Source organism: Bradyrhizobium sp. B120 (genome assembly GCF_049075665.1).
GTDB lineage: Bacteria > Pseudomonadota > Alphaproteobacteria > Rhizobiales > Xanthobacteraceae > Bradyrhizobium.
Genome location: NZ_CP185242.1, coordinates 6045683 through 6066184, shown reverse-complemented (window position 1 = coordinate 6066184; position 20502 = coordinate 6045683). Strand labels below are relative to the sequence as shown.

Genomic DNA, 20502 nt, shown 5'->3' with positions numbered 1-20502 from the left:
CGATTGAAGGCCAACCGCATCACCGGAGGGGGATCAGATTGATGACGAATGCAACGCACGACCAAACCGTGAGCCTGCGAAAACCTGTCGCTGACAACATCATGGCGCGCTTTTCGCAGGCCCTGGTGGCGTTCGCCGAGCGCTGGTTTCCGGATGCGTATGTCTTCGTCCTGATCGCCGTGATCGCGGTTGCCGCAGGCGCGATCCTGCATGGCGGTTCGCCGCTCGCCGTCAGTCGCGCGTTCGGCGACGGGTTCTGGAATCTGATTCCGTTCACGATGCAGATGGCGCTGGTCGCGATCGGCGGCTATGTCGTGGCGATGTCGCCACCGGTCGCGGCAGTGCTGGCGCGGCTCGCGAGCGTGCCGAAGACCGGGCGCGGCGCGGTGGTGTTCGTCGGGATGCTCAGCATCTTCCTCTCGCTGTTGAACTGGGGCCTGAGCCTGATCTTCTCCGGCCTCCTGGTGCGGGAGATCGCGCGGCGCACGGATATCCGGCTCGATTATCGCGCAGCCGGTGCCGCCGGCTATCTCGGGCTCGGCTGCGGCTTCACCCTCGGCATCACGTCGTCGGCCGCACAACTCCAGGCCAATGCCGGCAGCATTCCGGCATCGCTTTTGCCGATCACCGGCGTGATCGGCTTCTCGGAAACCATCCTGACCTGGCAGAACATGGTCACCGTCGTGATGGTGAGCGTGGTGTCGGCCGCGATCTGCTATTTCACCACGCCCGCGCCCGAGCAGGCGAAGACGGCGGAAGACCTCGGCGTAGCGCTCGGCGATGATCGCATCGAGGCCAGGAAGCCGGCCCGTCCGGGCGACTGGCTGGAGTTCAGTCCGCTGCTGACGATCCTGATCGCCCTGCTTGCCGCCGGCTGGCTGTGGCAGACCTTTCAGTCAGGCAATCCGCTGATCACGCTGTCGGGGCTCAACACCTACAATTTCGTCTTCCTCATTCTCGGCATCGTGCTGCACTGGCGGCCGCGCAGCCTGATCGAATCCTTCTCGAAGGCGATGCCGAGCGTTTCCGGCGTGCTGCTGCAGTTTCCGTTCTACGCCGGCATCGCGCAGATCCTGACCAAGGTGCCGAACAGCAGCGGCACCACGCTGTCGGACACGATCGCGCACTGGTTCGTCGGCGCCTCCAGCAATTCCACCGTGTTCTCGTTCCTGGTCGGAATCTATTCAGCGCTGCTCGGCTTCTTCGTGCCGTCGGCCGGCGGAAAGTGGATCATCGAGGCGCCCTATATCATGAAGGCGGCCAACGATATCGGCGCGCATCTCGGCTGGACGGTGATGGTCTACAACATCGCCGAGACGCTGCCGAACTTCATCAACCCGTTCTGGATGCTGCCGCTGCTCGGCATCCTCGGCCTGAAGTCGAAGGACCTGATCGGTTACACGTCGGTGCAGTTCTTCATCCACTTCCCGATCGTGATGCTGCTGGCCGCGATCCTGATGGCGACCTTCACCTATCACCCTCCGATCCTGCCTTGAGCGATCAAGGCCGGGCACCCGCACGCACGCGCGGCCAAGGTCGGCCAATTCGGCGGACCGCAACCGTCATCACCAAAACCGTACTGTTTTCCTGGTCGTTGCGAATGAGGCATCGCGCCGGGCCGTGATCTTTGGTCGGTCATTTCATTGACCGCGGCGCGATTCGGCCGGATATTGATCCGCGCTAACCCGCGTTGTTCAAGGTCACTGCCATGAGACATTACCACCGCAGCTTGATGTGCGACATGCCAAGCCGCATGCAGCATCGCTGCGTCTCGGCGGCGACCGGCGTCTGTTGTTGATCGCTTAGACGATCCCAAGCACCCGACAATCAGACAGGAGCGCCGTCATCCGGCGATCGAGCACGCATGTCCCAAGCCCAAAACTCCCAAGCTTACGTCATCGAAGTATCGGATCGAACCGCGGGTATCGTTGTCAGCGACGCCAGAGGCTTCTGCTTCTTCTCCTCGGATCGCGCCTTTGATGGCCTCGACGGCGGCTATTTCGGCTCCGCTCGCGCCGCGGAGCGTGCGGTGAGGGCGCTGTTGCAGCAGCGCCGCCCCGCGTCATAGATCACCCCCACGGCATCGTCGGCGGGCCAACCTTGTCGCGGCTGCCACCAGGCAGCCGCGTGAGGTGCAATACCGTCGTGCGGAAAGTGCCGCCTGCGATCGGGGATCAGGCCGGGCAGACCATCGTCAGCAGCAGCAGTGTTGGCGGCTGATCGTCGCCATTGGCGTGTTCCCAGGTCAGCAGAATGTCGTGTCGATCGGCGTTCGGCGCATTCTTGTCTTGCTCTTTCACGTCGATCTTCATCGGGATCGGCGGTTCGGAGTTGAAGCACTTGCGGACGGCGGCATCCAGCAGCGTGCATTTCGTCAGCGGTACGACGCCGGCCTCGTCCTTGGAGAGGGCCGCGGTGCTTGCTTGAGTGGCGAGGTCCAGACGCGCCTTGCCCATCTCCTTCTGCCACAACTTGCCGCTTCCGCCCGGCCACTGGTGCCGGGGCGACAGGATCGGCTGGTATTGGCCATATTCCAGCGTCTCGATGTGGATGAGATCAGACGCCTTAAGTATAGCGACGCTCTTGATCATGTTGTCCAAAGGATAGTAGTGCGCGTTGATATGATCTTTGAACTGCTGGTTATTGAATACTCTTCCGCCCATAGGATTTCCCTTTCATTACAACTTTGGCTTGCTCTAGCTATACATAAGTTATGCAACGCGGGGACGTCGAACGAAGTCGGTCGCACGGCTCGAGTTGCGCCGTTTGATTTCTCGCGCCTCGACCTACCACTCAAGACTGTATTTCGTCCAGATTAGCAACCTCTCGGGTTGGCGCGGGTGCAGACGGACTGCACGTCCGGATTGATAAGCATGTCCCGATGGGTAATCTCTACTCTAAGCTGCTCACCGGGATGCTGAGCTGGCGAGACCGCAGCAGCCTTTGAGAGCAGGAATGCTTTGCTTTGCATGCCAATCGACGATCGGAGCGAACGACAATTGGTGCGCCCAATGCGGTGCCGCCGTAGCCAAGCGCGTCGATCCCGACAGCGAACAGCGATTTGTGACGATCCTTCGCGCCGACGTGGTCGACTCCACGGGGCTCGTAGCTGACCTGGATCCGGAAGAGGCGGTCTCCCGCCTGGAGCCGGCCTTGGCCGCCATGCGCGGCGCTGTGCGCCAGTTTGGCGGAATCGTCAGCAAGGAATTGGGTGATGGGCTCGCCGCGGTATTTGGCGCCCCGATTGCTGATGACAACCATGCGCCGCTTGCCTGCCATGCTGCGATCGAGCTCGTTCGACGTATCGGAAGCTTGGGTGATCCGGCGCTCCAGGTTCGGGTGGGGCTCCATTCGGGGCGCGTGGTGACCTACATGGTCGCCAGCGAATATTCCAAGGTTTATGAGATCGGAGGGGCCGCACAGCATCTCGCAGCGCGCCTCGAAGCGGTCGCCGGACCGAATCAGATCTACGCGTCCGAGGCTTGTCAGAAACTCGCCGACGGCAATGTCCAGTTCGACTATTTGGGTCGCAAAGGGCTCAAAGGGTTCAGCGAGCCTGTGCCGATCTACCGTGTGACCGGCGCAACCAATGTCTCTAGTTGGCGAGTACGCAGGGCACGAAGCGTTGCACGGTTTGTCAACCGCGTGGACGAGACCGGGTTGCTCAGGCAGCTGGCTCAAAATGCCGGGGCGAGCCGGCAAACGGCTCTCTTGATCGGTGATCCCGGCATCGGAAAGTCGCGGCTCGTGCACGAGTTTGTCGACGAGCTCAAGCGCGAGGGCTGGCGCCCGGTCCACGCAGAATGCAGTCCAAACCTTCAAGGCGCACCGTTCAGCGCGCTGAAGGCGCTGGTGCTGTCGATGCTCGAAGAGACCGCGGCGGACGCCGATCTCCAGATTCCCACGGCTCTGACCGGGACTGCGCGTTCCGCCATCAATGCGGTGCTGGATCGTCCGATATCGGATCCAGAGTGGGGCGAGCTGGAGCCACATGCGCGCGGCCGCGCGATCAGCGACGCGAGCTGCGCTATTCTCGAGAGCCTGGTCGTCGGCCAGCGCACGGTGATCCTCGTCGAGGATCTGCACTGGATCGATCGCGCCAGCGAAGCCGTTGTCGCTGCGCTCGCGGCGCTGCAGATACCTGGCCTTCTGGTGTTGTTGACCAGCAGACCCAACGGCATTCCGGACTGGATCGCGCGCTGCAACGCCGAGATAGCCGCGTTGCGGACGCTCGGCGAAGATGCTGGACGGGAGATGCTGGACGACATCTTGGGGCGGTCCGCGAACATGGCCGATCTGAAGAGCCGCGTCGTGCTTCATACGGCCAGCGTGCCGCTCTTCATTGAAGAGGTCTGCCGGGGCCTCAAGGACAGCGGGATTCTGCGGGGGCATTGGGGCGATCTGGCGCTGGCGCGTCCGGTCGGCGACCTTGGTATCCCGAGCAGTATCCAGGGAGTCATCGCAGCGCGTCTGGATCGGGTATCGAGGGAGGAGCGCTCCCTGCTACAGATCGCGGCGGCGCTAGGCCCCCGCGCGACGGAAGCCATTCTGCGCGAGGCGTCGGGCCTCCCCGAGCCCGTGCTGCAGCGCTGCCTGGCGTTTCTCGACCGCTCGGAGTTTCTGGTGAAGATCGATATCGAGCCGGATCGATTGCTCGAGTTTCCGCACGAAATGGTCCGCCAGGTCATCTACGACTCGATGGTCGAAAAAGTGCGTGAAGGTGTCCACGCACGCATTCTTGCGACGTTGGAGGGCAGTGGAAGCTGGCATGATGAGCCGAACAGGCTCTGCTATCACGCAATGCGAGCAAAGGATTGGCAGAAAGCTTTCAGCTACGGCAGAACTGCCGCGCGGAAGAGCCTGGCAAGATCGGCATTTGCCGACGCAGCCAATTACTTCGAGATCGCGATGACCGCACTCGACAAGACGCCGTTCGCTCGCTCGCGCGAAGCGGATGCGGTCGACCTTCGCATCGAGGCGCGCACAGCCTTCATGAGCGCAGGCAAGGTCGCCGAATGGTTCGACCTTGGAAGGGATGCGGAGGGGCGCGCCAACGCGATTGATGATATCGGGCGGAAGGTCGCGGCGATGGCGGTCAGGTCGGGGGCGCAGAACTTCTACGGCACGCCGATCGAGGCCATCGAAACCGGTGAGGAGGTTGCTCGCTTGGCGGGAGAGTGGGGCAATCCCGGTTGGCTCAACCTTGCTCAATACAGCCTTGGCCAAGCCTATTTCATTGCCGGGCGTTATCGCGACGCAGAGCAGATGCTGGGACAGGCTTGCCTCCGCCTGTCCGGGCCGGATGCCAGCGCGCCGCCCGGGACGACGCCGAAGACCCTGGAACTGCTGTCCTGCATGATGAAGAGCGTGACCCACACGACCTTGGGAGAGATTGATACGGGGGCCGAGTTTCATCAACGCGCGTCAGCAATCGCCAATGAGAGCAACAGGCCATTTGATCGCGTTGGCGCGGGGTATAGCGCTGGTTGTCTGGCGCTCGGGCGTGGCAATCCTGGCGAAGCAGCGGCGATCCTGGAGGACGCTTTTGCCATTACACAAAAGTATGGAATTCGTCTCTTTGTGCCGGTCATCACCTGCCATCTCGGTATTGCCTATCTGGAACAAGGACGCCTCGCTGACGCGCGGGTTACGCTCGTCGAAGCCCGAGAGGTCGCCAGGTCGGTGAGCTATACCTCGATCGTGCTACGTACCTCGATCTATTTGGCACTCGCTCTGAGCCGGCTCGGCGATGTGCAGGCTGCGCTGAACATGCTGCGAGAGGCTCGGAATACCGCGCGGCAGCAAGGATTCTTCGGCCTCGAAGCCGAGGCGCTGTTCGGAGAGGCGACGGTATCGCCGGCGTCAAATGAGAACGACAGGACTTCCATTCTGCATAAGTTGCGCGCAGCGATTGCGATTGCATCGAGCAGTGGAACGAAGCCGCTGCTGCATCGGGCCGAAGCGCTCCTGAATGGAATGCTCGCCGATCCCCAGGGTGAACCTTGGCGGCACTAGAGCATGACCTCTCCGAAAAGATCATGCTTGGACAGTGCAAGCGCGGTGACGCTTCAACCTGATCTCGTCGCGCTTCAGGACGCAGCAGCGAGCGGTGGCGAGATCACCTGCGGTGCCTCGGGAGCCTGCGTCGCGATCGTCGCCAGCTCGAAGCGGATGCCGTGCACGGAGACGGTCAGCGGGATCGCGCGGAAGTCGTCGTGGAAGGCGCGGATCCGGCGGGCCAGCTCGTTTGGGGTGATGCCGGCGGGAAGCTCGCACATGTTGCGGTACATCTGCCGGGTGCTCTTGATGCCGCACCAGGCGATCTCCAATTCCCTTAGCGGCGAGGGATCGCATGCGAGATCGCGCGATATCCGCCAGAACAGATGGGCAAGCCGCACATAGGCGATCTGCTCGAGCCCGCGCACGCTGATCTTGTCGGGAATGATGAAGGACTCGACCCCGATGATCGGGCCGGAATCGACGCGCGCGGCCATTGCATGGGCCGTCGCGCCGAACGTGCGCGCACCGTCATAGAGCGCGAAATGCGCCGGCGCCCAGCCGGGATATTGCGGCGGGCCGGGGTGGAAATTATAGGCGCCATGGCCCAGCGCCGCGAGGATGCTTTCAGGCACGATGACGCTGGTGGTGAACGCCAGCAGCCGGGCCTCGCGCAGCACCTCGGGCTCGATCGCCGCGAGCTCCTCGGCCGTCACAGCGCAGCGAAACGACAGCGCCGGATTGTGCGCCTTCAGCAGCTCGGTGAGCGCGAATTGCTGGTCGGCGACGCCGGTGAGAAGGATGATAGTCTTCATGATGTCGATGTCCTTCTCTTGCCTGATTATTGTACCGTTGATCAGCCGGGCTGCCCGGCCATGACGAGGACGCTGCCGGCATCGCGGGATTGACTCACGGTGCGGAACAGATCGGCCGGCAATGCCTGCCAGGGTGCAATCTCGATGATCCGGTTGTTCGCGCCGGCGGCTGCCGATTTCGCCGCGCGGATATCATCCTGCCAGGGGCAAAGCGCGAGCTCGAGCCGGCCGAACCCGCCGCAATCGGCGGCGAACGCGCCGGTGACGGCCTCGATGCTGGCCGCCATTTCGCGGGCGTCGCTGGTCGCGATATCGCGCATGATCACGGTGATCGCGTTGTTCGAGGAGGCCTGCGACTTGATCACGATCATGGCGTCGCGGCCGCCGCTGCGGCTGGCGCGCCGCGCGGCCCGCATCGTGACGCCGAATTCGGCATCGGGCCCAAGGTCGCTGTTGTCGGTCGGCAGATTGTGGACGACTGTGGTGTGGCGGGGCGTGCCGGCATCTTCAGCCGGCGCATGGTACGAGCGCGGCAGCCAGGCGGTGTCGAGCGCCATCTGCGACGACGTCAGGCTCCAGGCCTGGTCGAGCAGGTAGCCCTCCCAGACCGCGGGATAGGCGGTCGCGATGTGATGCCAGTTGCGCAGCAGCGCTTCGGCGGCCGGGGTGCGGCCGAGATACAAAGTGCGCGCCGACATCTCCCACCGGTTCCATTTGTGGAGCGCGATGTCGCATCCGAGGGAGGACGGCAGCAGTGGCGGCTCGCTGAGCGTTGCATCGGCCTCGATGAACAGCAGCGGCTCGCGATGCTCCTGCCACATCCGCAGCAAGAAGGCGGATTTCTCGGACGCGTACATAAGCTCGCCGTCCGCCGTGTCGATCGGTACGATGTCGGAGGCGATCTCGAATTCGGCCAGCTTCTCTCGCAGCGCGCGGGCATGATCGTCGCCACGGGCGCGGGGATAGCAGGAGACCAAGCGCAGCGCTGTGTCGGATCGGGAGCCTTCCGCGGGCGCGATCGGGCGCCAGTTGAGGCCGCCCCACCACATCTCGTGCGGGCCATCGAAGCTCGGCCCGATCGTCCCGAAGTCGGTCAGCTTGGACTTCAGGAAATCGAACGCCGGATTCTCGCCGAACGGGATCACGACCGCACAATCGGCGCGAAGCGACCGGTAGAGTATTTCGGCGGCGGGGCCGCTCGGCGGCTCAACAAGGATGACGACGCCATGCTCCCGCGCCGGCACCGAACCGGCCTGGTGGACGGTCGCAGGTCCGAGCCGCTCAGACAGCCATGCGAGCCGCCGGCGCTGCGCAGCGCTCATCCGGATGTTGTTGGTCGCCAGTAATTGGTCGAAATTCGTCTGCAAGCCGTCCGCTTGCACCGTGTCAGCCGAAGTCATGCCCGCACTACCCCTCGTTAACCTTCTACGAGCGGGGCGGCCAGATCAGGCGGACAAATCAGTTGCCGTTGGATGCTTGCGCACTGTTGGCGCTGCGCCAGGTCAGCGTGGCCGAGGGGGCTCCGTTACCGTCGCGGTCCTCGACTGCCAGGATGCGGTCATGGTCGAGGGCGGTCAGCGCGACGGTGTAGATCGCAACATCGTCCTCGAAGCCATCGACCGGGATCAGCAGCATGCCGTCCTCATTGGTGGCACGGAACTGGCGGCCGCTCCGCTCCAGGCCGGCATCGATCAGCCGTCCCTCGGCGATCGCTTTCACGTTCGAACTCTCCGCAGCCTTCGCGGCGCTCTCGCCGTACTGGACCGTGATGCCGCGAAGCATCCCGATGCGGCTGAGCTTTGCCAGCGGCAGCGCGATGGTCGCAACCGCCATGCGGCGCGACAACGGAATCCGCAGCCGGAGGTCGCCGAGCCCGGTGTGATAGACGCTGACGGCTTCCAGCGACGCCTGGCCGTCCGGCCCGAACAGGCCGACCTGCAGCGTCCCGCATTGTGCCTCGCCGAACAGGTTCGCGGGCAGGCGATTGGCGCCGAACAATGTGTAGAGATAGGCGTGCGACGGTGACAACGCGGCAAAGCTGCCGGCCAGCCACATCGGGGGCGCCGGCGCCGTGCAGGCGGCCGAGAGGCCGCGGGCGACGATGCAATCATTGATGAAGCCGGCGTCGAGCAGCGGCGCCAGCGCCTGTGTGCCGAGGTTGACGTCATGCTTGATGCCGCCGAGCAGCACGAGTTCATCATCGTCGGGCAGCAGCAGGAGGCGTCCGAGCACGGCGGCGGCCCAGCGTGCCGCCACAACGGGATCGGCGTCGGGCTGCAATGCATATTGCGGGGCCAGCTCGCGGGCGCGCGATGCATAGGCCAGCGTTCCGGATTGCACCTCGTTCGCGAGCACGAGCTGAGCGGCCGGGCGCTGATCGCCCTCGCGCAACACCTCACCGCCGCGATAGTCGCGCGCCGATCCTTCATCAGAACAGCACAGCTGCTCCAGCAATGCGACGTTGCGGATCAGCATGCGCTTGACGTGCGGCGTGACGATGCGATCCGAGATCAGGCCTTCCGCGGTGTCGTCATCGGCGATGTCGTCGAAGGCATCGTCAAGCGTCAGCAGGTAGGCGCCATGCAAGCGGATGCGAATGCCCTCGCGATCGAAGATCCGCCGCAGCGACTTCTGCACGCTGGCGGAATAGCCGAGGTCGACGAGGATGAGGTCGGTGCAGCCGTCAAAATCCGCGATGTTCGCCCGAAGATAGGCAAGCAGGCGCGCGCGGACGCCGGCAGAGATGCCGGTGATCTCACGCGGATCCATCAGATCGGGCAGGGCGTCGGCGAGGTCGCGGCCGCTTGCAATGCCGTCGGGATACTGCGCGAAGAACTGCATCACCGTCGGCGGCTGCGCCTTGACGATATCGACAAAGGTCGCCGCGTCGATCTTGACGACCCGACTCAGCAGCTCGCTGAGAGGTTCGAGCGTATCGGCGGACCCGACCAGGCTGACGCGACGATTGATCTCGACATAGGCGCCGGTCTCGCCATGGCTTGCCTGCCAGACGCGATACGGCAGCAGACCGTCGCGGCCGAGGAAACCGATCGCGACGCGCGCGCCCTCGCGCGTAAGCGCCGCGCGCCGCGCTTCGATGAAGGCGTCGAACGCGGCCATCACCGGGCCGAGCACGGTCACGCCGAGGTTGAAAGCGGGAGAGTGTTCCGCACTGCGCGCCGTCACCGCGCGCCGCAGCGTGCGCGCGCCGCAATCGAGCCGCGATGGTTGGTCGGGACACAGCAGTTCGAAGATCGATGTTTCGCGCTGAAACTTCGACGCCAACGGCGCGCTGGCCTGCGGGTAATAGCGCGGGCGGATGCCGTGACGGCGGGCGCCCTTGATATCGGCGGTGTGATTGTCGCCGACATGGAACGAGCTCGCCGCATCGATGCCTTGCTCGGCGAGATAGGCCTCGAACAACCTTTCGCTCTTGCTGCTGCGGTGATCGCAGGATGCGTAGAGGAAATCCCAGGTCAGTCCCGGACTGCAGGAGCGCAGCAATTGCGCGAGCTGGTCGGTGCTCCAGTAGGTGTCGGAAATGAAGCCGACGCGAAAACCGCCGCGCTTCATGTCCATATATTGCTCGAGCATTTCCGGGTTGGCGCGGCACAGCTCGAGCTCGGATTCAAATTCGATCTGCGCGAAATCACCCAATGCATCGCGGCTCAAGCCGAACAGCCTGAACGGAAAGTACTTATAGATGTCGGCGATGCGCACTTCAGTGGAGCCGCTGCGCTCCTGCGCCAGCTTGCGCGCGCGCGCCTCCGCCTGGATTCGATGCTGAACGAAACTGACGGACATATTCGGAAATTTTTCAGCAACGCGAGAATGCTGAAAAACCCTTTCAAATACACCATCCGGCGTCGTGCAGGCGCGCAACAGAAATGTATCGAAAACATCGAATGAACATGCAGAAACATTCTGCGCTCGACGCGTTGCGTCGACCGTCATGATCGTCATGCGCAAAATTCCCGCCAGTCCTCATGCGTTGAACGCCTGCGTGAGACAAATCAGGCGCGATGATTCAAAAAAGTTGATGCGCGATTCAAAAACGCGCGCTTCGCGACTGACAGATTCAAAAAATCCGATAACGTCGAAATGGTGATTCGGAAAAAATTGCCTAGTCGCAATCGTCGAATGCAAGATGGCGACCAACGGCGATGGATCACTCGCATGCTCCGCGCATGCATGTGTTCGCGTGGCGTTAGTTGATGTGACAACAGCGTTTTCCGGCGCGACGAACTCTCCCGCGGGAATGCGAGGCGATGCTGAACGACTGCTCCAGACTCCGTCGAACTTTTCGCTGCGCCTCCGCGCAGCGGCAGCTTTTGCCGGGCGGTCGGCAAAAAAATCCAGCTAAGCGTTTGAAAAATAACGAAAAAAGTTCGCCTGGTTTGCTCAGCCCCTCCGTTCAACGCTCAGAAGCCGCGTGCGATGTGTGCTTGCGGCGTTGGTTGGAGAGCGGCGGATGAGTTACGCGCTTGATGTGATGGCAGCGGTCGAGGTGGAGGCCACGGCGGCCGCGGCTGCACCGGTCGAAGCGGCTGCTCCCTGGAGCAACGTCCCCACCGTTGCCGATGCAGGCCCACTCGACACCGTCGAGATCCAGGACGAGGACAAGGAGCTGCTCGACCGCCTCGCCGCCGGCGACGAGGCGGCGTTTCGTGCTCTCGTCGAGCGCCATGTCGATCGCGCCTACGCGATCGCGCTGCGCATCGTCGGCAACGCCGCAGATGCTGAAGACGTGGTGCAGGACACCATGCTGAAGGTCTGGACGCATCGCGGCCGCTGGCAGCATGGTCGCGCCAAGTTCTCGACCTGGCTCTATCGTGTCGTCAGCAACCGTTGCATCGATCTGCGCCGCAAGCCGCGCACCGAGAATGTCGATGTCGTGCCCGAGGTTGCCGACACCCAGCTCGACGCTTCGACCGTCATCGAGCGCAACGAGATCGGCAACCTTCTGGAGCTCGCGATGCAGCGGCTGCCCGAGCAGCAGCGCGTCGCGGTGATCCTTTCCTACCACGAGAACATGAGCAACGGCGAGATCGCCGAGGTGATGGATACGACCGTGGCCGCAGTCGAGTCGCTGTTGAAGCGCGGGCGGCAACAGCTGCGAGAGCTGCTCAAGCGGCACGAGCGCGACCTGCGCGGCGCGTTTACCGACTGCTAACCATAAATTCCGGCTTCTGAAGATTTCGCGCCTGACCACCGGCGGCCGACCCGTTTGAACGGTCGGACGGGGGCTGGATCCGCGTCACCTCTCTTTTTCACGATGCGGCATGCCATGCCCCATCAGCACAGGAGCTACTCATGCCCGCAATTTCCACCAACACAGCCGCCAACTCCGCGGTCCGTTACCTCAACATCAACTCGATGCAGGAAACCAGCGCGCTGTCGAAGCTGTCGAGCGGCTCGCGCATCACCTCTGCTTCCGACGACGCGGCTGGCCTCGCGATCTCGACCCGCATCTCCTCCGACATCACGACGCTGCAGCAGGCTGCTACCAATGCGGCGCAGGCGACCTCGATCCTGCAGACCGCCGACGGCGGCGCGTCCAACATCTCGGACATCCTGGCCCGCATGAAGTCGCTGGCCTCCGAGTCCGCCTCCGGTACCGTGGCCGATTCCAGCCGCGCCTACATCAACTCGGAATTCACGCAGCTCAAGGGCGAAATCGACTCGATCGCCTCCGGCACCCGCTACAGCAGCCAGAGCCTGCTCGATGGTTCGAGCGTGTTCTCCTCGGGCGTCTCGGTGCTGGTCGGCTCGACCTCGGCCGACACCATCACGATCACGCTGACCAGCCTGACGGCATCCTCGCTCGGCGTCACCTCACTCGACGTCTCCAGCCTGTCGAGCGCCACCAGCGCGATGTCGGCCCTCGACAGCGCCATCGACACCGTGTCGTCCGCCCGCGCCGAGATCGGTGCCCAGGAATCGCGCTTCAACTTCAGCGCCGACTCGATCTCGACCCAGACCCAGAACCTGCAGTCCGCCAATTCGGCGATCAAGGACGTCGATATCGCTTCCGAGCAGGCGACGCTGTCGTCGGCCGAAGTGAAGACCCAGGCCGCGGTGTCGGCGGAAACGGCTGCCAACCAGATGCCGCAGTACCTGCTCAAGCTGCTCGGCTAATTCGAACGATAGATCGGGCCGGCATCTTGCCGGCCCGATTCTCACGACCGCGGAGGTGTCGACATGACGGTTAGCAGCGCCACCTCGAGTACATCAGGCACGACATCGTCGAGTTCCGCCAGCTCTGCCAGCACGGTGACCACGACCGGCACGACCAATTCGGCCAGTATCGACTGGACTGCCCTGATCAATGCCGAAGTCAACGCCAAGCTTACGGCCGCGACCACGATCACCACCAAGATTACCGCGAACCAGGCCAAGGTCACCGCCTACCAATCCCTGCAGACCGAGCTGTCGACCCTGGCAACCGGGTTGTCGTCGCTCAGCACGTCGATCATCAACTCGATCGCCACCAACGCGTTCGCCACGCGTTCGGCGACGATTTCGTCCACCGGCGACGTCAGTGCCTCCTCGGCGCTGTCGATGAGCGTCAACAGCGGCTCGGCGACCGGCGATCACGCGCTCCAGATCACCCAGCTCGCAACCGCGCAGAAGGTGATCGGCACTTCGCAGTCGAGCAGTTCGACCGCGCTTGGCTATTCCGGGACTTTTTCGCTGGGTCTCGCCGCCGCCAGCAGCACGGCGATCTCGATCACCAGCGGCATGTCGATGCAGGACATCGTCGACACCATCAACGCCCAGACCTCGGCCACCAATGTCCAGGCCTCCATCGTCCAGGTGTCGAGCGGGTCCTACGAGATGGTGCTGACGGGGACCCAGGACGCCGCAAACATCACCTATTCGTCGACATCCGGCGACGACATCCTGAACAAGCTCGGCGTCACCGGCACCTCGGGGGCTTTCACCGATGTGTTGCAGAAGGCGCAACCTGCGGAGTTCACCCTCGACGGCATCGCGCTCACCCGCAACACCAACGATATTTCCGACGTGCTCGCGGGCGTCACGTTCGATTTGTTGCAGCCGACGCCGAGCGGCACCAGCCTGAACATCAGCATCTCGACCGACACCAGCCAGGTCACCTCGGCGCTGCAGACCTTCGTCACCAATTACAACGCGTTTCGCGACCAGGTGATCGCGCAGTCGGCGCAGAATTCCGACGGCACGGCCGCTTCGAGCGCGGTGCTGTTCGGCGACAGCACGATGCGCGATATCATGACCCAGCTTCAGCAGGTGCTCAGCGGCTCGGTCGGCGGCATGACGATGGCCGACCTCGGCCTGTCGTTCAACGAGAACAACGAACTGCAGCTCGATACCGGTACGCTGTCGACCGTGCTCACGCAAAATCTGGCCGGCGTCACCAAGCTGCTGTCGGCGCAGACGACGGCCTCGTCCAGCCAGCTCAACGTCGTCAACACCGGCACGTCGCCACAATCGTTCACGCTCGATGTGACGGTGGATTCGACCGGCACGCTGAGCGGCGCCTCGGTCGGCGGCGACAGTTCCGGCTTTTCGGTGGTCGGCGACTCCATCATCGGCAATTCGGGCACGATCTACGCCGGCATGGCATTCACCTACACCGGCTCGACCTCGCAATCGATCACCGTGACGTCATCGTCCGGGCTTGCGGCGCAACTTTATCAGCTCGCGCAGACCAACTCCGGGACCAGCGGTCAGCTACAGACCATGATCACCAACCTGCAGTCGCGCGATACCGATCTGCAGTCCCAGGTCAGCGACATCCAGAGCAACGCGGCGACGTTCAAGGCGCAGCTGCAGCTTCAGTATGCCAATTATCAGGCCGCCATCGAAAGCGCGAACAACACGCTGGGCTACCTGAGCGCCCTCCTGAACGCATCATCGAGTAAATAATGACCCAGAATGCTACGGCCTACCTCGCCAACAATGCCTATCGATCCGCCGCGGTAGCGGTCCCGCCGTTGAAGGCGGTGGTGATGCTGTGCGACGGCGCCATCACGTTGCTGCAGAAGGCGCTGGATGCGCACGAGGCGAAGCGCTTCGAGGAAGGGCACACTTATCTGACGCGGGCGACCGCGATCCTGCGCGGATTGAGCCATCACCTCGACGTCACCCGCGGCGGCGCGGTGGCCGATCGCCTGTTCCGGACCTACAACGCCCTGATCATGGCGTGCCTGCGCTCCTACGGCCGGCCGCACGCCAGGGAGAATTTCCGGCGCATCATTGCCAGCCTGACCGAACTCCGCGACGCCTGGAAGTTCGTCGAGGCGACCGCCGGCAAGGCCGCCAAGGCCAGGACGCTCGACAAGACGCTCGAATCAGCCGCCGGCCGCTGAGCGGGCGAATCGGCCGGCGAGCTCCGTTTCGCCGGGAGGGGCGGGCGCTCGGGCGGGCGTCCTGTCGGGGAAAAAGGCCGTTCGGTGAGCACCATGCTGGACCTGCCGCTATGGCGGCGGAAATTGATTTCCGCCGTCCCGCGAATGCTTTATGACAGCCTTGGCGACGAGGCGGGATCTGCGCGCGGGATGGACGTTGCGACATTCGAAGACCTGATCGACCGGCTGGGGGAGGATCTGTCCCGCTGGCCCGATGATCAACGTCTTGCCGCCGTCCAGCTCCTCGCATCCTCGGCTGAGGCGCGGACGCTCTATGAAGCGGCGAGCGCGGTCCGCCGGGCGCTCACGGCACCGCCAGTTCGCGCGCCCAAGGGTCTTCTCGACCGCATCGTGACCGCAGCGGCGAAACTGCCCCAGCAGGAGCTGCCCCAAGAGCCGGCCTCGGAGCCGGCCGCACCTGAGGAGCAGTCGAACGATGCGCAGGCTCAAGGCGATTCCGCACAGCAAGGCAAGGTGCTGCCTGCGCTGTTGCTGGCCCTCTGCCTGCTGCCCGCGCTGGCGCCGCCGGCATTGATGCTTGACGAGCCGGATCTGCCAATCAGCCTCTCGCTCTAAGCTCTCCGTATTGCTTTTGCAGCGCACCGCGCCCTCCCGCGGAGGGCGCATTTGCGCGCCGCGGGGCCGCGGCCGATCGGCAAATTCTGCCGATTAATCAAGTGATTCCGGGCGGATGAATCCGCGCCTGAAATCGCCGCGTCGTCCGTTCTATCTGCGAACGACTTCACGATCCCAATGTTTCACCGCGTTCCGTCGCCTAGCCCGCGACGAAGAGAGCTTTGTCATGACCGTTTCCTCGGCAACCTCTGCTGCAGCCTCCGCCGCCTCGAGCTCGTCGTCGAGTTCGTCAACCAGCGCGTCGATGGGGATGAGCTCGACCGATTTCCTCAATCTGCTCGTCAGCGAACTGCAAAACCAGGATCCGCTGAACGCCACCAGCACCACCGACTTCATCAATCAGCTCACCTCCTACGCCAACTTCACCGAGCAGCAGTCGACCAACGCCAGCATGACGTCGCTCGCGAGCTCGTTCTCGAGCCTCGTGACGCTCAACTCGGTCAACTATATCGGCCACACCGTCGAGGCGAAGACCGACACGGCAGAGCTGACCAACGGGTCGGCGACCTTCGGCTACTCGCTCACGTCGTCCGCTTCCAACGTCGCAATCGCGATCCAGGACTCCTCGGGCAACACGGTGTGGAGCGGCAAGGGGACCGGGACGGCGGGCTCGAACACCTTCACCTGGAACGGCCAGACCACGAGCGGCACCCAGCTCAGCAATGGCGGCCAGTACACGATCAAGGTGACCGCGACCGACTCCGCCGGAAACTCGCTGCTCAGCTACACCACGATGACGGGAACGGTGACCGGGATCGATGCGTCCGGCTCGACACCTTCGCTGCTCGTGAACGGTGTCCCCGTCAGCGCCGCCAACATCATCGGCGTCACGTCCTGATTGCTTCCGGAGTATTATCATGAGTCTTACTGGTGCACTTTCCTCGGCGATCTCGGCGCTCAATTCGCAGAGCCAGTCGCTGGCAATGATTTCCGACAACATCTCGAACGCCGATACCACGGGCTACAAGACCACGTCGGCGATGTTCGAAGATCTGGTGACGGCGTCGAACAGCGCCACCTCGTACACGTCCGGCGGCGTCAACGTGTCCGGCCGCGCCAACATCAGCCAGCAGGGATTGCTGGCCGCGACCACCAACGCCACCGACGTTGCGATCCAGGGCAGCGGCTTCTTCGTCACCACGAATGCGACGACCGGCGGCACCACCTCCTATACGCGCAACGGTGCATTCACCACCGACAATTCAGGCTACCTCGTCAACAACGGTAACTACCTCGAGGGCTGGCGCACCGACGCGCAAGGCAACATCCTCGGCAATGCGTCGGCCGCGAGCCTTGGGCCGATCAACACACAGGTCGCTGCAACCAGTGGCAGTGCTACGACCAAAGCGACGATCGCAGCGAACTTGCCGTCGGATGCGGCGACTGGTGCCACCTTCAGCAGCTCCATGACGGCATACGACTCGCTCGGAACAGCGAATTCGATCCAGATCACCTGGACCAAGACCGGCGCCAATGCTTGGACCGCAAGCTTTGGAAATCCAACGCTTGCCTCGAATTCGAGTACGACGACGGGAACAACGAGCAGCGGCACAGTGGCCATCACTTTCAATAGCGATGGTTCTCTCGCCTCGACGAATCCAAGCCCGCCGACGATCTCGGTGACGGGCTGGACCGACGGGGCTGCCAACAGCAGCATCGCGCTCAATCTCGGTACCGTCGGCAAGACTGACGGCCTGACCCAGTACGCCTCGGGTGAGACGACCCCGTCAGTCGACCTGACCGGCATTACACCCGACGGTCTTCCCTACGGCAAGCTGAGCAGCATCGCGATCGGCAAGGGTGGCGTGGTCGATGCGACCTACTCCAACGGGCAGACCATCGCGATCTACAAGATCGCGGTCGCAACCTTCAGCGACCCCAACGGATTGAGCGCGGCCAGCGACGGCCTGTACTCCGCGACGGCAGCCTCCGGCAACGCCACGCTGCAGACCTCGGGGGCCAACGGCGCCGGCACGATCTACGGCAGCGAGCTGGAATCGAGCACCACCGACACCAGCGGCCAGTTCTCCAACATGATCTCGGCGCAGCAGGCCTATTCGGCGGCGTCGCAGGTGATCACCACCGTCAACAAGATGTTCGATACGCTGATTTCGGCGGTGTCGCGATGATGACTGAGAAGAAGAATGACCGCCTGCTGGTCAGGCTTCAGCGGCTGAAGGCGAGGGCGGCCTCGGTTCGGCCGGACGATCGGGCGCAGCTCACTGCTTTGCTCGACGACGTCGGAGCGCTGCGGGATCTGCTGATGCGCGAATGCGCGCGGCTCGACCAGGAACTCAACCGGGCCTCGGTCCGGGTAACGGCAATCACCGCGTATGGGCGCAGCGCGCAATCGGTTCGCGCCCTGCGTCGCGGACACTAGCTTGAACGGGAGCGATGACATGACACCGGAACGCAACATCAAGATCAATCCCGCGGGCAATGACGAGCGCGCCAGGTCGTTGATCGCGCTGATCGACAATCTGATCGAGATCGTGAACGAGGAGAACGTCGAGCTCGCCAAGGGCTTGCCGGCCTCTCGGCTGAAGCAAGTCGACGAGAAGAACCGCCTTGCGACGCTGTTCGAGCAGTGTGTGGCGGAGGCCGTCGGCAAGGCCGCCAACCTCGACGTCCAGGATCGCGTGCTGCGCGAGCAGCTGATGGACCGGATCCTGAAGCTCCGGGTCGCGATGGACGAGAACGTGATGCGGCTGCGCGCGGCGATCGATACCAGCAACCGCCGGATCGAGGCGATCATGCAGGCGATCCGCGAGCAGATCGCCAATGTATCGCCTTATGGGGCCGGCGGCCGACGCGTCACGTCGGCGATGTCCTATGGCACCAACGTGCGGGCCTGATCGGGCCGGCGCCGGAGGGAGTAGGTCGTGTCGTCGCTCGATGTTGCTCGAAGCATCGCATTCAGCGGGCTGTCTGCCACGCAGGTGCAGATCAGCGTCGCCTCGGCCAATATCTCCAATGCCGACACCAAGGGCTATACCGAGAAGACCGCCAACCAGAGCAGCAGCGTCACCAGCGGTGTCGGCACCGGCGTCACGATCTCGGGGATCACCAGCGCGGTCGATAAGCTGCTCCTGAAGTCGCTGGTCGGAGCCAATTCCGATCTCGGCGCTGCCGACACCAACAACAGCTATCTGACCGAGCTCCAGCAGCTCTATGGCAGCACGTCGAGCAGCGGCAGTTCCACGACGGGCACTTCGCTGGCCAACACGATCGCGGCATTCGAGTCGGCGTTGTCCTCGCTTGCCAGCACGCCGAGCAGCGCTTCGCTGCAGTCGAACGCCGTCAGTGCGCTCGCGGCGGTCACCAATCAGCTGCAGCAGACCTCAAGCGGCATCCAGAAACTGCGCTCCAACGCCGACCAGGACATCGCGTCGTCGGTCACCGACATCAATTCCGATCTGCAGCAGATCTCCGACCTCAACAAGCAGATCAAGCAGGAGGCGGCCGCAGGCCAGCCAACCGCCGATCTCGAGGACCAGCGCAACAGCGCTCTGCAGGACCTCGCATCGCAGATGAATGTGAGCTATTTCACGACGTCGAGCGGCGACCTGCAGGTCTATACCGGCTCGGGGCAGGCGCTGGTCGACAGCACAGCGCACCCGCTGAGCTACACGGCACTGCCCAGTGTCACGGCATCAACGACGTGCAGCGCCGGATCGTCGAGCGGCTTCAGCGGCATCACCGTCAACGGGGTCGACATCACCTCGCAGATCTCCTCCGGCAAGGTCAGCGCCCTGATTGCCCTGCGCGACCAGACCCTGCCGGCCGCGCAGTTGCAGCTCGACGAGCTTGCCCAGCAGCTGACCTCGAGCGTGAATGCGGTCTCGAACCAGGGCACATCGGTGCCGCCGCCGACGAGCCTGACCGGTACGGCGACTGTCAGCAGTTCGACATCGTTCGCGGGCACCGGCACGGTGCGTATCGCAGTCGCCGACAAGAGCGGCAATCTCGTATCGTATCAGGATATCGATCTATCGGCGTATTCCACGGTGGGGGCGCTTGCGGCCAAGATCAACACCGTCCCCGGCGTATCGGCATCGGTCGATGGCAACGGACATTTGTCGATCTCGGCGACCGGGTCGGGCAATGGCATCGCCATCAATCAGATGACGAGTTCGGTCGGCGGTGAAGGATTTTCCCAGTATTTCGGGCTCAACGACCTGATCACGGGGACCAGCGCCTCCAACATCGCTGTACGCAGCGACATCCTGAGCGGCACGGCAACGCTGCCGACTTCGACGCTCGATGCGTCGTCCACGCTGACGGTCGGAAACTCGGTGCTGTCGTCGGGCTCGGCGACGGTGGTGAATGCGCTCTCGAGCGCGCTGACGGGGTCGACCAATTTCGCGATGGCGGGTGGGCTGGGCGCCACCACCGGCTCTTTCACCGACTATGCGGCGGCGATCGTTGCCAACGTCGCCGGCAAGGCGAGCCAGGCGTCGGCAATCTACACATCAAAGCAGACCGCGCAGTCGACCTATGCGAGCTCGCTGTCGTCTCAGTCCGGCGTCAACATTGACCAGGAAAGCGCGAATCTGAGTGCGTTGCAGAACAAATACGCTGCCGCATCCCAGATCATTACGACCATCAATTCCATGTTCTCGGCGCTGATGACCGCGATGGGCACGGCCTGAGTGTGAGGGCGT

17 protein-coding genes are annotated in these 20502 nt (G+C 63.5%); 13 read left to right on the top strand and 4 right to left on the bottom strand.

Translation table 11 applies throughout. The features are described from left to right. The first annotated feature begins 41 nt into the window (after positions 1 to 41). Positions 42 to 1496: a short-chain fatty acid transporter gene (locus ACOIX3_RS28280; RefSeq protein ID WP_375788737.1), complete on the top strand. Its 1455-nt coding sequence runs from the start codon at positions 42 to 44 to the stop codon at positions 1494 to 1496. Between the two features lie 368 nt (positions 1497 to 1864). Then, a complete protein-coding gene (locus ACOIX3_RS28275) occupies positions 1865 to 2068 on the top strand; it encodes a hypothetical protein (RefSeq protein WP_420965272.1) in 204 nt (67 codons plus the stop codon). Between the two features lie 106 nt (positions 2069 to 2174). Here the strand turns inward: ACOIX3_RS28275 and ACOIX3_RS28270 are convergent, their stop codons facing one another. Then, complete coding sequence (locus ACOIX3_RS28270) at positions 2175 to 2663, bottom strand: hypothetical protein (protein WP_420965271.1); 489 nt, start codon at positions 2661 to 2663, stop codon at positions 2175 to 2177. Between the two features lie 292 nt (positions 2664 to 2955). Here ACOIX3_RS28270 and ACOIX3_RS28265 point away from each other — a divergent pair, with 292 nt between their 5' ends. Continuing rightward, positions 2956 to 6015: an ATP-binding protein gene (locus ACOIX3_RS28265; protein ID WP_420965270.1), complete on the top strand. Its 3060-nt coding sequence runs from the start codon at positions 2956 to 2958 to the stop codon at positions 6013 to 6015. Between the two features lie 74 nt (positions 6016 to 6089). On the opposite strand, the gene ACOIX3_RS28260 is transcribed toward ACOIX3_RS28265, so the two are convergent. Genes ACOIX3_RS28260 through ACOIX3_RS28250 form a run of 3 tightly spaced genes read right to left on the bottom strand, consistent with a single transcriptional unit; the run spans position 6090 to position 10616 of the window. Beyond that, a complete protein-coding gene (locus ACOIX3_RS28260; protein WP_420971812.1) occupies positions 6090 to 6815 on the bottom strand; it encodes a formyltransferase family protein in 726 nt (241 codons plus the stop codon). A 38-nt stretch (positions 6816 to 6853) separates the two neighbouring features. Next, the gene (locus tag ACOIX3_RS28255; RefSeq protein ID WP_420965269.1) at positions 6854 to 8212 is read right to left on the bottom strand and encodes a hypothetical protein; all 1359 of its coding nucleotides are present in this window, start codon (positions 8210 to 8212) and stop codon (positions 6854 to 6856) included. 58 nt (positions 8213 to 8270) lie between these two features. Then, positions 8271 to 10616 carry a hypothetical protein gene (locus tag ACOIX3_RS28250; RefSeq protein WP_420965268.1) on the bottom strand — a complete coding sequence of 782 codons (2346 nt, stop codon included), beginning with the start codon at positions 10614 to 10616 and terminating at the stop codon, positions 8271 to 8273. Between the two features lie 667 nt (positions 10617 to 11283). On the opposite strand from ACOIX3_RS28250, the gene ACOIX3_RS28245 reads away from it, so the two are divergent. The 10 genes from ACOIX3_RS28245 (at position 11284) to flgK (ending at position 20490) form a co-directional block, all read left to right on the top strand. Further along, the gene (locus ACOIX3_RS28245) at positions 11284 to 11985 is read left to right on the top strand and encodes an RNA polymerase sigma factor (RefSeq protein ID WP_207831563.1); all 702 of its coding nucleotides are present in this window, start codon (positions 11284 to 11286) and stop codon (positions 11983 to 11985) included. A gap of 140 nt (positions 11986 to 12125) precedes the next feature. Next, the gene (locus ACOIX3_RS28240; protein WP_050405219.1) at positions 12126 to 12950 is read left to right on the top strand and encodes a flagellin; all 825 of its coding nucleotides are present in this window, start codon (positions 12126 to 12128) and stop codon (positions 12948 to 12950) included. A 63-nt stretch (positions 12951 to 13013) separates the two neighbouring features. After that, a complete protein-coding gene (gene fliD, locus ACOIX3_RS28235; protein ID WP_420965267.1) occupies positions 13014 to 14720 on the top strand; it encodes a flagellar filament capping protein FliD in 1707 nt (568 codons plus the stop codon). Beyond that, positions 14720 to 15163: a flagellar export chaperone FliS gene (gene fliS, locus ACOIX3_RS28230; RefSeq protein ID WP_420965266.1), complete on the top strand. Its 444-nt coding sequence runs from the start codon at positions 14720 to 14722 to the stop codon at positions 15161 to 15163. Before fliD ends, fliS begins: the two co-directional genes overlap by 1 nt. A 93-nt stretch (positions 15164 to 15256) precedes the next feature. After that, positions 15257 to 15778 (top strand): hypothetical protein, encoded by a 522-nt coding sequence (locus ACOIX3_RS28225; protein WP_420965265.1) that lies wholly within the window; start codon positions 15257 to 15259, stop codon positions 15776 to 15778. A gap of 226 nt (positions 15779 to 16004) precedes the next feature. Next, positions 16005 to 16676 (top strand): flagellar hook assembly protein FlgD, encoded by a 672-nt coding sequence (locus ACOIX3_RS28220; RefSeq protein WP_420965264.1) that lies wholly within the window; start codon positions 16005 to 16007, stop codon positions 16674 to 16676. A gap of 19 nt (positions 16677 to 16695) precedes the next feature. Further along, positions 16696 to 17967 carry a flagellar hook protein FlgE gene (flgE, locus tag ACOIX3_RS28215; protein ID WP_223968914.1) on the top strand — a complete coding sequence of 424 codons (1272 nt, stop codon included), beginning with the start codon at positions 16696 to 16698 and terminating at the stop codon, positions 17965 to 17967. Then, on the top strand, positions 17967 to 18218 hold the full coding sequence (locus tag ACOIX3_RS28210; protein WP_420965263.1) for a hypothetical protein: 252 nt from the start codon (positions 17967 to 17969) through the stop codon (positions 18216 to 18218). Before flgE ends, ACOIX3_RS28210 begins: the two co-directional genes overlap by 1 nt. Positions 18219 to 18237: 19 nt before the next feature. Continuing rightward, complete coding sequence (locus ACOIX3_RS28205; RefSeq protein ID WP_420965262.1) at positions 18238 to 18693, top strand: flagellar protein FlgN; 456 nt, start codon at positions 18238 to 18240, stop codon at positions 18691 to 18693. 27 nt (positions 18694 to 18720) lie between these two features. Then, positions 18721 to 20490, top strand: coding sequence for a flagellar hook-associated protein FlgK (flgK, locus tag ACOIX3_RS28200; protein WP_420965261.1), 1770 nt, complete (start codon positions 18721 to 18723; stop codon positions 20488 to 20490). Positions 20491 to 20502 lie beyond the last annotated feature (12 nt).

Bases quoted from the DNA above. Each gene is read 5' to 3' on its own strand.
- ACOIX3_RS28280 (WP_375788737.1), top strand. From the start codon at position 42: ATGACGAATGCAACGCACGACCAAACCGTGAGCCTGCGAAAACCTGTC.
- ACOIX3_RS28275 (WP_420965272.1), top strand. From the start codon at position 1,865: ATGTCCCAAGCCCAAAACTCCCAAGCTTACGTCATCGAAGTATCGGAT.
- ACOIX3_RS28270 (WP_420965271.1), bottom strand. From the start codon at position 2,663: ATGGGCGGAAGAGTATTCAATAACCAGCAGTTCAAAGATCATATCAAC.
- ACOIX3_RS28265 (WP_420965270.1), top strand. From the start codon at position 2,956: ATGCTTTGCTTTGCATGCCAATCGACGATCGGAGCGAACGACAATTGG.
- ACOIX3_RS28255 (WP_420965269.1), bottom strand. From the start codon at position 8,212: ATGACTTCGGCTGACACGGTGCAAGCGGACGGCTTGCAGACGAATTTC.
- ACOIX3_RS28250 (WP_420965268.1), bottom strand. From the start codon at position 10,616: ATGTCCGTCAGTTTCGTTCAGCATCGAATCCAGGCGGAGGCGCGCGCG.
- ACOIX3_RS28245 (WP_207831563.1), top strand. From the start codon at position 11,284: ATGAGTTACGCGCTTGATGTGATGGCAGCGGTCGAGGTGGAGGCCACG.
- ACOIX3_RS28240 (WP_050405219.1), top strand. From the start codon at position 12,126: ATGCCCGCAATTTCCACCAACACAGCCGCCAACTCCGCGGTCCGTTAC.
- fliD (WP_420965267.1), top strand. From the start codon at position 13,014: ATGACGGTTAGCAGCGCCACCTCGAGTACATCAGGCACGACATCGTCG.
- fliS (WP_420965266.1), top strand. From the start codon at position 14,720: ATGACCCAGAATGCTACGGCCTACCTCGCCAACAATGCCTATCGATCC.
- ACOIX3_RS28225 (WP_420965265.1), top strand. From the start codon at position 15,257: ATGCTGGACCTGCCGCTATGGCGGCGGAAATTGATTTCCGCCGTCCCG.
- ACOIX3_RS28220 (WP_420965264.1), top strand. From the start codon at position 16,005: ATGACCGTTTCCTCGGCAACCTCTGCTGCAGCCTCCGCCGCCTCGAGC.
- flgE (WP_223968914.1), top strand. From the start codon at position 16,696: ATGAGTCTTACTGGTGCACTTTCCTCGGCGATCTCGGCGCTCAATTCG.
- ACOIX3_RS28210 (WP_420965263.1), top strand. From the start codon at position 17,967: ATGACTGAGAAGAAGAATGACCGCCTGCTGGTCAGGCTTCAGCGGCTG.
- ACOIX3_RS28205 (WP_420965262.1), top strand. From the start codon at position 18,238: ATGACACCGGAACGCAACATCAAGATCAATCCCGCGGGCAATGACGAG.